Origin of the sequence: Lentzea albidocapillata subsp. violacea, assembly GCF_900100275.1 — a bacterium.
Classification (GTDB): domain Bacteria; phylum Actinomycetota; class Actinomycetes; order Mycobacteriales; family Pseudonocardiaceae; genus Lentzea; species Lentzea violacea.
The window spans coordinates 1-11,889 of the sequence record NZ_FNET01000021.1; the positions used below are offsets into that span (position 1 = coordinate 1).

The 11,889-nt window shown below is 68.2% G+C and carries 12 protein-coding genes and 1 rRNA gene; 2 read left to right on the forward strand and 11 right to left on the reverse strand.

The genetic code is table 11. The features are described 5' to 3' along the window. Positions 1 to 552: ribosomal RNA gene (locus tag BLR21_RS32945) — 16S ribosomal RNA — on the reverse strand; the annotation flags it as partial. 567 nt (positions 553 to 1,119) lie between these two features. After that, positions 1,120 to 2,394 carry a tyrosine--tRNA ligase gene (gene tyrS, locus BLR21_RS32950; RefSeq protein WP_090012278.1) on the reverse strand — a complete coding sequence of 425 codons (1,275 nt, stop codon included), beginning with the start codon at positions 2,392 to 2,394 and terminating at the stop codon, positions 1,120 to 1,122. A gap of 67 nt (positions 2,395 to 2,461) precedes the next feature. On the opposite strand from tyrS, the gene BLR21_RS32955 reads away from it, so the two are divergent. Further along, positions 2,462 to 2,899 (forward strand): hypothetical protein, encoded by a 438-nt coding sequence (locus BLR21_RS32955; protein WP_256335096.1) that lies wholly within the window; start codon positions 2,462 to 2,464, stop codon positions 2,897 to 2,899. A gap of 12 nt (positions 2,900 to 2,911) precedes the next feature. Then, complete coding sequence (locus tag BLR21_RS32960; RefSeq protein ID WP_090012280.1) at positions 2,912 to 3,955, forward strand: toll/interleukin-1 receptor domain-containing protein; 1,044 nt, start codon at positions 2,912 to 2,914, stop codon at positions 3,953 to 3,955. Here BLR21_RS32960 and BLR21_RS32965 read toward each other — a convergent pair. From BLR21_RS32965 to argC, 9 genes are read right to left on the reverse strand one after another with little or no spacing between them, the layout of a single operon-like run. Then, positions 3,947 to 4,549 (reverse strand): DNA-3-methyladenine glycosylase, encoded by a 603-nt coding sequence (locus tag BLR21_RS32965; protein WP_256335097.1) that lies wholly within the window; start codon positions 4,547 to 4,549, stop codon positions 3,947 to 3,949. The two genes, BLR21_RS32960 and BLR21_RS32965, sit on opposite strands and share 9 nt — an antisense overlap. Further along, a complete protein-coding gene (gene argH, locus BLR21_RS32970; RefSeq protein WP_090012494.1) occupies positions 4,539 to 5,930 on the reverse strand; it encodes an argininosuccinate lyase in 1,392 nt (463 codons plus the stop codon). The genes BLR21_RS32965 and argH overlap by 11 nt, the downstream gene beginning before the upstream one ends. A gap of 12 nt (positions 5,931 to 5,942) precedes the next feature. Then, the gene (locus tag BLR21_RS44755) at positions 5,943 to 6,209 is read right to left on the reverse strand and encodes a hypothetical protein (protein WP_084401610.1); all 267 of its coding nucleotides are present in this window, start codon (positions 6,207 to 6,209) and stop codon (positions 5,943 to 5,945) included. Continuing rightward, positions 6,202 to 6,687 carry an arginine repressor gene (locus BLR21_RS32980; RefSeq protein ID WP_030481704.1) on the reverse strand — a complete coding sequence of 162 codons (486 nt, stop codon included), beginning with the start codon at positions 6,685 to 6,687 and terminating at the stop codon, positions 6,202 to 6,204. Before BLR21_RS32980 ends, BLR21_RS44755 begins: the two co-directional genes overlap by 8 nt. Next, entirely contained in the window at positions 6,684 to 7,616 is a 933-nt protein-coding gene (gene argF / locus BLR21_RS32985) for an ornithine carbamoyltransferase (protein ID WP_090012282.1), read from the reverse strand. Before argF ends, BLR21_RS32980 begins: the two co-directional genes overlap by 4 nt. After that, complete coding sequence (locus BLR21_RS32990; RefSeq protein WP_090012496.1) at positions 7,613 to 8,746, reverse strand: acetylornithine transaminase; 1,134 nt, start codon at positions 8,744 to 8,746, stop codon at positions 7,613 to 7,615. The genes argF and BLR21_RS32990 overlap by 4 nt, the downstream gene beginning before the upstream one ends. 20 nt (positions 8,747 to 8,766) lie before the next feature. After that, on the reverse strand, positions 8,767 to 9,636 hold the full coding sequence (gene argB / locus BLR21_RS32995; protein WP_090012285.1) for an acetylglutamate kinase: 870 nt from the start codon (positions 9,634 to 9,636) through the stop codon (positions 8,767 to 8,769). Continuing rightward, a complete protein-coding gene (argJ, locus tag BLR21_RS33000) occupies positions 9,633 to 10,805 on the reverse strand; it encodes a bifunctional glutamate N-acetyltransferase/amino-acid acetyltransferase ArgJ (protein ID WP_090012287.1) in 1,173 nt (390 codons plus the stop codon). The genes argB and argJ overlap by 4 nt, the downstream gene beginning before the upstream one ends. Continuing rightward, entirely contained in the window at positions 10,802 to 11,815 is a 1,014-nt protein-coding gene (gene argC, locus BLR21_RS33005; protein WP_090012289.1) for an N-acetyl-gamma-glutamyl-phosphate reductase, read from the reverse strand. Before argC ends, argJ begins: the two co-directional genes overlap by 4 nt. Positions 11,816 to 11,889: the final 74 nt, after the last annotated feature.

The following is an 11,889-nucleotide window of genomic DNA, read 5'->3' on the forward strand; positions in this document are numbered from 1 at the left end:
GAGCTCTTTACGCCCAATAATTCCGGACAACGCTCGCACCCTACGTATTACCGCGGCTGCTGGCACGTAGTTAGCCGGTGCTTCTTCTGCAGGTACCGTCACTTGCGCTTCGTCCCTGCTGAAAGAGGTTTACAACCCGAAGGCCGTCATCCCTCACGCGGCGTCGCTGCATCAGGCTTTCGCCCATTGTGCAATATTCCCCACTGCTGCCTCCCGTAGGAGTCTGGGCCGTGTCTCAGTCCCAGTGTGGCCGATCACCCTCTCAGGCCGGCTACCCGTCGTCGCCTTGGTAGGCCATTACCCCACCAACAAGCTGATAGGCCGCGGGTCCATCCTGTACCGCCGGAACTTTCCACACCAAACCATGCAGTTCGATGTCATATCCGGTATTAGACCTCGTTTCCAAGGCTTATCCCAGAGTACAGGGCAGGTTACCCACGTGTTACTCACCCGTTCGCCGCTCGTGTACCCCGAAGGGCCTTACCGCTCGACTTGCATGTGTTAAGCACGCCGCCAGCGTTCGTCCTGAGCCAGGATCAAACTCTCCAATAAGGATTGTGTGATCGCTCCAGACGGAATATGTCTGGCATCTATCTTCTCAAAGGAATTACCTCGACGAGAGGTAATTCATATATTACTGGCTGTGTTTCGGCACGCTGTTGAGTTCTCAAAGAACACGCGCACACCGCAGCTAGTCTCCTGAAGAGAGTTGCTTCCGGGGCTGTGTCGTACTTAAGCTTGGTTATCGAAACTTCCGACGCCCTTGGCCTCTGAGCTCAGACGAGCTACCGGCTGGGTCTTCGTCGTTTCTAGATCACCCACTCTACCACACTCGGTGGAAGCTTGGTTCGTGATCCGTGTCGCGCTCCGTTCCGGTGTTCCCGGCCCGTTCCTCGCTGACATGGAGAAAGTTACACGCACGCCAACGGGGGGTCAAATCGGGGGCAACCCAGCCACCCGCGATCTAGAAACCGCAGGTCAGCAGCCCCGTACAGGACCCTCCGACCACGCTATCGCAGCCCAAACCCGTGCACACTGTGACCGCGATCACATCGAGAAACATCGAAGGCCGCCGGTCCCGGGTGGGATCGGCGGCCTTCGGCGACCAGAACTTGCAGGTCAGAGCTCTACCTGCACGCTCGCGTTGTTGCGCTTGCCGCGGCGGAGCACCAGCCACTTGCCGTGGAGCAGATCCGACGACGCCGGCTTCCACTCCTCGTCGGTCACCTTCGCGTTGTTCACGTAGGCACCGCCCTCGTTGACCGTCCGCCGCGCGGCACCCCGGCTCTCGGCCAGGCCCGACGCGATCAGCAGGTCGACGATCGTGGGTTCGTCGGCCAGCCGCACCTGGCCCTTGGGCGCCTCGGCCAGCGCCGCCTCCAGCACCGACGCGTCGAGATCACGCAGTTCGCCCCGGCCGAACAGCGCCGACGACGCGAGGATGACCTGCTGCGTCGCGCGCTCTCCGTGCACCAGGTCGGTGAACTCCTGGGCGAGACGCTTCTGCGCGGCCCGCTGGTGCGGCGCCTCCGCGGTCTGCTTCTCCAGCTCGTCGAGCTCCTCACGCGTGAGGAACGTGAACAGGCGGAGGTAGTTCAGCACCGTGACGTCGTCGACGTTCACGAAGTACTGGTACCAGGCGAACGGCGAAGTCATCTCCGGGTCGAGCCACACGCTGCCGCCGCCCGTGGACTTGCCGAACTTGCGGCCCTCGGCGTCGGTGACCAGCGGCGCGGTCAGGGCGTGCACGTGCTTGCCCTCGACCCGGCGGACGAGGTCGACGCCGCCGACGATGTTGCCCCACTGGTCCGAGCCGCCGACCTGCAGCGCGGTGCCGTACTTGCGGTACAGCTCCAGGTAGTCGTTCGACTGCAGCAGCAGGTAGCTGAACTCGGTGTACGACATGCCGTCGCCTTCGAGGCGGCGCTTCACCGTCTCCCGCGACAGCATGACGTTGATCGAGAAGTGCTTGCCGACGTCGCGCAGGAACTCGAGCGCGCTGACCTGGCCCGTCCAGTTGAGGTTGTTCTCGACGACCGCGCCCGTGGGCGAGTCGTCGAAGTCGACGAACCGTTCCAGCTGGCCGCGGATGCGCTCCGCCCACTCGGCGACGGTGTCCAGCGAGTTCAGCGTGCGCTCACCGGTGTCACGCGGGTCGCCGATCATGCCGGTGGCGCCGCCGGCCAGGACGATCGGCCGGTGGCCCGCCTTCTGGAAGCGCCTGAGCATGAGCAGCGGGACCATGTTGCCGGCGTGCAGCGACTTCGCCGTCGGGTCGAAACCGCAATAGAGCGTGAGCGGGCCGGCGTCCAGGTCCTTCCGGAGTGCGTCGAGGTCGGTGGACGTCGCGATCAGGCCGCGCCAGGACAGTTCGTCAAGGATGTGCTCGCTCACGGCTCTCATTGTCGCCTACCTGGTCCAACGGGTTTCGACCTGGTAGGCGGACGGGTATGCGGAGGCCATGACGGACCCACGTGACTCGGAGTTGCGCCGGCCGACCGAGCGCATGCCGCGCGCGGACGAACCGGTGGTCGAAGAGGTCGTCGAGCGCGACGACGACTACCGCAGGGTGCGGACGGTGCGAGCCGTCTGCGCAGTCATCGACATCGTGTGCTGGACGTTCGCCATCGTGCTGTTGGTGCACATCTTCCTGGTGATCGGAGGTGCGAATACCGGCAACGGGTTCTTCCAGTTCATCGCCGGGTGGGCGGGCAACATCACGCTCGGCCTGGACGGTCTCTTCACGCCGGACAACGCGTCCATGGCGACGCTCCTCAACGAGGGCCTGGCCGCTGTCCTGTGGTTGATCATCGGTGCGTTGCTCACCAGCCTGATCGCCCGCATCGCGTTGCCCTCCGGACATCGGCGCGCCTGGTACCGCAGGTCCGTGCGTCCCTAGGAGAATGACGGGGTGGCCGAGTACGAGTTCGACGTCGCCCCCTCGTTCGCCGAGCAGGACCGCGCCAAGGTCGAGCCGATCGTGCGACGGTTGGAGGACCTTGGCGTCAAGGTCTACTACGACGAGGACCAGCTCGTCGCGCGGTGGGGCCTCGACCTGATCGAGCTCACCACGGAGACGTTGACGCACAAGGTTCGCTTCGTGCTGATGTTCGCTTCACGGCACTACGTCGAACACAACTGGGCACGGCACGAACGCAAGACCGCACAAGCACGGGCTCTTGGGCAGCAGAACGAGTACCTGCTGCCCATCAAGCTCGACGACACCGAGGTGCCCGGCCTGCTGTCCAGCATCGGTTACCTGGACCTCCGCGTGCACGACACCGAAGTGATCGCGCAGTCCGTCGTGGAGAAGCTCGCGCAACACCGTGCCGAGTTCACCCCGTCGACCCCGATCACCCCCAAGTCGGTGGCCGCGCTGGTCAGGGAGAAGCCACGCGGCTGGGAGTACCTCCTCTACGCGACCGTTGTGGCACAAGGACTCGCTGACCTCCAGCAGAAGTACCGCGAGCACTTCCTCCGGTACTCGCCGCGCAACGGCATCGTCGAGCACGGCAACGGCATCGACCTGATCCGCGACCGCAACGTGCTGCTGGGCGAGATCATCAAGGTCGCCGTGGAGTCCGTCTTCACCCCCGAGACCCAGGAAGCCGCGTTCGGCAGGTCGGGCGAGCCGGGTGATGCGGACCGGATCGTGCACCTCGGCGAACTGTTCGTGCGCACGTTCGCCGAGATTCTCGACTGGGCGCGGGGAATCCACGGAACCAGCTACGCGCACGAGCCCGCCCGTGCCGCCGCTCGGGTGCAGGCGCGGTTCGCGGACCGGCAGCTGGAGGCGATGCACGCGGTGGCGCGGGATCTGCGCGAGGTGGCGGACACGCTGGTCGAGCGGTTGACCGCCGGGGAACGGATCGACATGACGGTGCCGCTGGTGTTCGAGGTGGAGCCGGCGTTGGAGCAGGAGTTCAAGGCTGCGCTGGACAGGCTGTCACGCTGACGGGCGGCGCTTGCCGCCTCTCTTGTAGGTCGACACGGCCGGGGAGTCGATCCAGAACCGCCAAGGCACGTCCATGGCCACGGCAACACCCACGCGCGGACCCGCGTGCACCTTCGCCGCCGGTTCACCCGCGTACAACCGCACGGGCGAGTCGGCGGACGTCAGGTCGAGGCCGTTCTGAGAGCGGTCCAGCCCGAGAACCTTGCACAACCGTGCGGGCCCTTTGGCCAGTTCGGCGGCGGAACGCGAGGCAGGGCGGCGAGAGAAGGCGATGTCCTCACCCTCAACGACCTCGCCCGCGCGCAACAGCACCGCGCCCGGTACGCCGTCGGTCAAGGACACGACGTTCGCGCAGAAGTGCATGCCGTAGACGAAGTAGACGTACAGGAAGCCGGCCGGGCCGAACATGACCTCGTTGCGCGGGGTCCTGCCGCGGTAGCAGTGGGACGCCGGGTCGTCGCCGCCCCGGTACGCCTCTACCTCGACGATGCGCACGCGCACGCCGCCGGCTTCCAGGTACGAACCGAGGAGGAGCCGGGCGGCATCGATCGGGTCGGTGGCCAGCTCCTCCCTGGTCAGAAGCCTAGAACTCACGTGCGGAGGCAGCCTTTGCCACGAGTGCGTCGAGCTGTTCGCGGACGCGGACGGGTGCCGTGCCGCCGTGGGCGTCGCGCGACGCGATCGAGCCCTCGACGGTGAGCACCGAACGGACCTCGGGCGTCAGCGAGGGCGAGATGGCGAGGAACTCCTCGTCGGTCAGGTCTTCCAGGCCGACGCCGCGCGTCTCGGCCGCACGGACGCACGCTCCGGCCGCCTCGTGGGCCACGCGGAACGGGACGCCCTGGCGCACAAGCCATTCCGCGATGTCCGTGGCCAGTGTGAAGCCCGCCGGGGCCAGCGACGCCATCCGGTCGACGTCGAACCGGAGCGTCGCCACCATGCCCGCGAAGGCCGGGAGCAGCAGTTCGAGCTGCTCGACCCCGTCGAACAGCGGCTCCTTGTCCTCCTGCAGGTCGCGGTTGTACGCCAGGGGCTGGGCTTTCAGCGTCGCGAGGAGTCCGGCCAGGTTGCCGATCAGGCGGCCCGACTTGCCGCGCGCGAGTTCGGCCACGTCCGGGTTCTTCTTCTGCGGCATGATCGAGCTGCCGGTGGACCAGGCGTCGTCGAGGACCGCGAACCGGAACTCGGCGGTGGTCCAGATGATGATCTCCTCGGCGACGCGGGAGAGGTTCACGCTGATCATGGCCAGCACGAAGGCCATCTCGGCGGCGAAGTCGCGGGAGGCGGTGCCGTCGATCGAGTTCTCGACCGGGGCGTAGAAGCCCAGGTCGGCGGCCACCTTCGCCGGGTCCAGCCCCAGCGAGGACCCGGCCAGGGCGCCCGAGCCGTACGGCGAGAACCCGGCGCGCCTGTCCCAGTCGTGCAGGCGGTCGACGTCGCGCAGCAACGCGTGGGCGTGCGCCAGCAGGTGGTGCGAGAGCAGCACGGGCTGGGCGGACTGCAGGTGCGTGCGACCCGGCATGACGGCACCGAAATGCGTCTCGGACTGCTGAGCCAACGCGTCCACCACGTCCAGCACGCCGGATGCAACACGACGAGCCGCGTCGCGCAGCCACATGCGGAACAGCGTGGCGACCTGGTCGTTGCGGGAACGGCCGGCGCGCAGCTTGCCGCCGAGCTCGGTGCCGGCGCGGTCGATCAGGCCCCGCTCCAGTGCCGTGTGGACGTCCTCGTCCTCCAGCACCGGGGTGAACGCGCCGGACTCGACGTCGGCGAGCAGCTCGTCCAGCGCCTTCTGCATGCCGGAGAGCTCCTCGTCCGACAGCAGACCCGCGGCGTGCAGCACACGGGCGTGCGCGCGCGAGCCCGCGATGTCGTACGGCGCGAGCCGCCAGTCGAAGTGCGTCGACAGCGACAGCCGCGCCATCGCCTCGGCCGGTCCCGACTCGAACCGGCCACCCCACAAAGAACTCATCACACGCAACTTTCAGCTGGCGAAGTCGTAAAGCGATTCTTCCGAACGGGCGACGAGACCGACCACGCGCCCCTCGTACAGCGCGACGTCGACCTCCCCGGAACCCGACGGCAGGGCCATCCGCGCGACCCGTACCGCGACCGAGCCCAGACTGGACCTGACCACGCCGGCGCGGAAGTTGAGCTCGCGGACGGCCTCGGCGACGGAGACGGTCTCGCCGTCCACCGCCACCGGGACCCCCGCGTCGAACGTCAGAACGGCGTGCACGGGCTCATTCATCGACGGAACCGGAGGCCAGCGCGGTGATCCGGTCGGCGAGCTCCGCTCCGGTCATCGGCTCGCGGGCCACGACCAGGATCGTGTCGTCACCCGCGATCGTGCCGACGACCTCGTGCAACGCCGCGCGGTCCAGCGCGGAGGCCAGGAACTGCGCGGCACCGGGCGGGGTCCGCAGCACCGCGAGGTTGCCGGAGAAGTCCGTCGACACCAGCAGTTCGCCCAGCACGCGGACCAGGCGCGTCGTGCCGCCCTGGACGCCGCGCACGGGACTGCCGTCCTCCGGGATCACGTAGACCGGCGCACCGCCGTCAGGGCCGCGCAGCTTGACCGCGCCGAGCTCGTCGAGGTCACGCGACAACGTGGCCTGCGTGACGTCGATGCCTTCCGCCGCAAGCAGTTTCGCGAGCTCGGACTGGCTGCGCACGGCACGCTGCGACACCACCTCGACGATGCGGCCCTGACGGGCGGTGCGAGTCATGACGACTGCTCCAGCAACCACACGAGGAGCGCCTTCTGCGCGTGCAACCGGTTCTCCGCTTCCTGCCACACCAGCGACTGCGGACCGTCGAGCACCTCGTCGGTGATCTCCCAGCCGCGGTGCGCGGGCAGGCAGTGCAGCACCGTCGAGTCCGGCTTGCCCGTCGCCTCCAGCAAAGCGGCGTTCACCTGGTACGGGCGGAACGGGCCGACGCGGTCCTTGCCGTCGTTCTCCTGCCCCATCGACGTCCAGGTGTCGGTGACCAGCACGTCCGAGCCGTCGACCGACTCACGCGGGTCGCTGATCAACGCCACCGAACCGCCGGTCTCGGCGGCGCGCTTCTTGGCGTCCTCAAGGAACTGCGGGTTCGGCACGAACGAAGCCGGCGCACCGATGCGAACGTGCATACCTGCCGTGGCACCGCCGAGCAGCAACGAGTGCGCCATGTTGTTGGCGCCGTCGCCCAGGTACGTCAGCGTCAGACCGGCCAGCTTGCCGTAACGGCGGCGGATCGTCTGCAGGTCCGCGAGCACCTGGCACGGGTGGAACTCGTCGGTCAGCGCGTTCACCACGGGAATGCGCGACACGGACGCCATCGCCTCCATGCGGGCCTGGGCGAACGTCCGCCACACCACGGCGTCGACGTACCCGGACAGGATCCGCGAGGTGTCCTCGATCGTCTCCTCGCGACCCAGCTGCATCGACCGGCCGTCGATGATCACCGGGTTGCCGCCGAGCTGCGCGATGCCGACCTCGAACGACAGCCGGGTGCGCGTGGAGTTCTTCTCGAAGATCACCGCGACGGACTTGGGACCTGCCAACGGCTTCGCGGTGAACCGGTCCGCCTTGTACGCGTCCGCGAGGTCGAGAACCGCGGCCTGCTCCTCGGTGGACAGGTCGTCGTCGCGCAGGAAGTGCCTCGGGCTCACGGCGTCTCCTCGAAGAAGGTGGGGAGCGCGGCGACGAAGGCCTGCGCGTCGGACTCCTCCAGCACGAGCGGCGGGGCGAGCCGCAGCACGTCGGGCTGGATCGGGTTGATCAGGTAACCGGCCTTCTGCGCGGCCGCCGCGGCCTTCGCCGACACCGCCTCGCGCAGCGTGATGCCGAGCAGCAGCCCGGCTCCCCGGACGCCGGAGATCGCGGGGTGGTGCAACGCCTCCACCCCCGCGGCGATCTCCTTGCCCACGGACGAGACGTGCTCCAGCAGGCCTTCCGAGGCGATCGTGTCGAGCACCGCGAGCCCGGCCGCGCAGCACACCGGGTTGCCGCCGTACGTGGTGCCGTGGTGACCCGGCTTGAACAGCTCCGCCGCCGCGCCGAAGCCGATCGTGGCGCCCAGCGGCAGGCCACCGCCGATGCCCTTGGCGAGCGTCATGACGTCCGGCACGATCCCGGCCTGCTGGAACGCGAACCACGTGCCGAGCCGCCCGATGCCGGTCTGCACCTCGTCGAGGATGAACAGCGCGCCGTGCTCGGCGGTGATCCGGCGGGCCTCCTGCAGGTAGCCGGCGGGCGGGACCATGACGCCCTGCTCGCCCTGGATCGGCTCGACGATGAACGCCGCCGTGTCGTCGTCGATCGCGGCCTCAAGTGCTGCCACGTCACCGAACGGGATGTGCGAGACGCCGGGCACGAGCGGTGCGAACGGCGCGCGCTTCGGCTCCTGGCCGGTGAGCGTCAGCGCGCCCATGGTGCGGCCGTGGAACCCGCCGATCGTGGACACGATCTTCGTGCGGCCGGTGAGGCGCGCCATCTTGAGCGCGGCCTCGTTGGCCTCGGCGCCGGAGTTGCAGAAGAAGACCTTGCCGGGCTCGCCCGCGAGGTCCAGCAGGCGTTCGGCGAGCTTCAGCGCGGGCTCGTTGACGTACAGGTTGCCGGTGTGGCCGAGCTTCGCGATCTGCGTGGACACCGCCTCGACGATCGCCGGGTGCGCGTGGCCCAGGGCGTTGACGGCGAGGCCGGTGAGCAGGTCGACGTAACGGTTTCCGTCCGCGTCCCACACATGCGCGCCCTCACCTCGCTCCAAAACCAGCTGAGGTGTGCCGTAGTTGTCCATCATGGACTGTTGCCACCGCGTGGTCACTTGTCCCCCAAGACCATGGTTCCGACACCTTCAGTGGTGAAAACTTCGAGCAGGACGCTGTGGGCCAGCCGGCCGTCGATCACGTGCGCCTGCGGAACGCCGCCGCGCACCGCGCGCAGGCAGGCCTCCATCTTCGGCACCATGCCGCTTTCCAGGTCCGGCAGGATCTTCTCCAGTTCGGAGGCCCGGATCTGGTTCAGCAGCGACGAGCGGTCGGGCCAGTTCGCGTACAGGCCTTCGACATCGGTCAGCACGACCAGCTTCTCGGCGCCCAGGGCGACCGCGAGAGCGCCGGCCGCCGTGTCCGCGTTCACGTTGTGCGGCACGCCGTGGATGTCGGGCGCGACCGACGACACGACCGGGATGCGGCCCGCACGCACGATGTCGAGCACCGCGTCCGGGTTGACCTCGGTGATGTCGCCGACGAGACCGATGTCGACCTCCTCGCCGTCCACGATCGCACCACGGCGCGTGGCCGTGAACAGGTGCGCGTCCTCGCCGGAGATGCCGACGGCGTAAGGGCCGTGCTGGTTGATCAGGCCCACGAGCTCGCGCCCGACCTGCCCGACCAGGACCATCCGCACGACGTCCATGGCCTCCGGCGTCGTGACGCGCAGGCCGCCGCGGAACTCGCTGTGGATGCCGAGCCTGTCCAGCATGGACTTGATCTGCGGGCCGCCGCCGTGCACGACGACCGGGCGCAGGCCACACAGCCGCAGGAACACCATGTCCTCGGCGAACGCCTTCTTCAGCCCGTCGTCGACCATGGCGTTGCCGCCGTACTTCACGACCACGAGCGCGCCGCGGAAACGCTCCAGCCACGGCAGCGCTTCGACGAGGACTGCCGCCTTCTCTTGTGCGTTCATGAGGAGTAAGCGCTGTTCTCTTCGACGTAGTCGTGGGACAGGTCAGTGGTGAGCACGGTGGCTTCCGCCTCGCCGACGTTGAGGTCGATGACGATCTCGATGTCGCGGCCCGACAGGTCGGCCTCACTGCGGTCGCGGTCGCGGGTTCCGTTGCGGTACAACGACACGCCGTTGATCAGGATCTGCAGCACGTCCGGGTCGATCTCGGCGTCCGCGCGGCCCAGCGCCATCGCGATGCGGCCCCAGTTCGGGTCACTGCCGAAGAGTGCCGTCTTCACCAGGTTGTCCTCGGCGACGGTCCGTCCGATGTGGACAGCCTCGGCCTCGGTGGCGGCCTGCCTGACGGTGATGCTGATTTCCTTCGTCACGCCTTCGGCGTCGCCCTGGAGCTGCTTGACCAGGTCGGCCGCGACCTCGGTCAGCAACGCGGTGAAGTCGTCGAACGAGGGCTCGACACCCGAAGCGCCCGAAGCCAGCACCAGCACGGTGTCGTTGGTGGACGTGCCGCCGTCGACGTCGAGCCGGTCGAACGTCCTTGAAGTGGCCAGGCGCAGCGCCCTGTCCAGCGAGTCACCGGAGATCTTGGCGTCGGTGGTGATGATCGACAGCATCGTGGCCATGTTCGGGGCGAGCATGCCCGCGCCCTTCACGAACCCGCCGACCGACCAGCCCTGCTCGGACGCCTGCCACGACTGCTTCGGGCGGCTGTCCGTGGTCATGACGCCGGTGGCGGCGTTGAGGCCGGCCTCCACCGTGGAGTCCAGTTCCTTCGCGACGTTCTCGACGCCGGTCAGGATCTTGTCCATCGGGAGGCGCTCACCGATCAGGCCGGTGGAGCAGACCGCGACGTCGACGGCGCCGGTGCCGAGCACCTCGGCGACCTTCTCCGCGGTGGCGTGCGTGTCCTGGAAGCCCTCCGGGCCGGTGCACGCGTTGGCGCCGCCGGAGTTGAGCACGACCGCGGTCAGGCGCCGGGACTGGATGACCTGCTGGGACCACAGCACCGGCGCGGCCTTCACCTTGTTCGTGGTGAACACACCCGCGGCGGCGTCGGACGGCCCGTCGTTCACGACGAGCGTCAGGTCGAGAGCGCCGGATTCCTTGATTCCGGCGGCGATCCCGGCGGCCCGGAAGCCCTGGGGTCCGGTGACGCCCTTGTTGCGGTTCACGGAGCGACTCCAACGGTCGAGAGGCCGGTCGTTTCCGGCAGTCCGAGAGCGAGGTTCATGCACTGGACAGCGGCACCGGCGGTGCCCTTGGCCAGGTTGTCGACGGCGGCGACGACCACGAGCCGGCCGAGGTCGGCGTCGACGGTGACTTGCAGCTGGACGGCGTTCGAACCGAGAACGGCGTTCGTCGTCGGCCAGAGACCTTCGGGCAGGAGGTGCACGAACGGCTCGTCCGCATAGGCCTTCTCGTAGGCCTCGCGAACGTTTGCGCCAGCTTTGAGCTGCGCGGAACAGGTGGCGAGGATGCCCCGGGACATCGGCGCGAGCACCGGCGTGAAGCTGACCTTGATCGGCCGGCCCGCCGCCGCGCTCAGGTTCTGGGTGATCTCGGGCGTGTGCCGATGAGCGCCGCCGACGCCGTACGCGCTGGCCGACCCCATGACCTCGGAGCCGAGCAGGTTCGTCTTCAGCGACCTGCCGGCGCCGGACGTGCCCGACACGGCGACGATGACGACCTCGTCCTCGATGAGGTCGACGGCGGGGGCCAGGGCAAGTGAGGACACCGTCGGGTAGCAGCCGGGAACGGCGACACGGCGTGCGCCGACGAGCGCGTCCCGCCCGTTGGGAAGTTCGGGCAGCCCGTACGGCCAGGTGCCGGCGTGCTCGCCGCCGTACCACCGCGTCCAGTCGTCGGCGCTGGTCAGCCGGTGGTCGGCGCCGCAGTCGATCACGAGCGTGTCGTCGCCGAGTTGCTCGGCCAGCGAGGCTGAGTGACCGTGGGGAAGTGCGAGGAACACCACGTCGTGGCCCTTGAGGGTCTCGACTGTGGTGTCTTGTAGTTCTCGGTCGCCGAGCGGCAGGAGGTGCGGCTGGTGCTTGAGCAACTTGTCACCGGCGCTGCTGTTCGCCGTCAGCGCGCCGATCTCGATGTCCGGATGGCCCAGTAGCAGGCGGAGCAGCTCGCCACCCGCATACCCGCTGGCGCCCGCGACCGCGATCCTCACTGTCATACGCATGATTATGCACTGACATGCAAACTCACTCAACAGGAGCGTGGCCACCTGGCCACCCGATCGGGGCCACC

Coding starts and splice junctions, on each gene's coding strand:
- BLR21_RS32955 (WP_256335096.1), top strand. CDS start 2,462: ATGACGGACCCACGTGACTCGGAGTTGCGCCGGCCGACCGAGCGCATG.
- argH (WP_090012494.1), bottom strand. CDS start 5,930: ATGAGTTCTTTGTGGGGTGGCCGGTTCGAGTCGGGACCGGCCGAGGCG.
- BLR21_RS44755 (WP_084401610.1), bottom strand. CDS start 6,209: ATGAATGAGCCCGTGCACGCCGTTCTGACGTTCGACGCGGGGGTCCCG.
- BLR21_RS32980 (WP_030481704.1), bottom strand. CDS start 6,687: ATGACTCGCACCGCCCGTCAGGGCCGCATCGTCGAGGTGGTGTCGCAG.
- BLR21_RS32990 (WP_090012496.1), bottom strand. CDS start 8,746: ATGATGGACAACTACGGCACACCTCAGCTGGTTTTGGAGCGAGGTGAG.
- argB (WP_090012285.1), bottom strand. CDS start 9,636: ATGAACGCACAAGAGAAGGCGGCAGTCCTCGTCGAAGCGCTGCCGTGG.
- argC (WP_090012289.1), bottom strand. CDS start 11,815: ATGACAGTGAGGATCGCGGTCGCGGGCGCCAGCGGGTATGCGGGTGGC.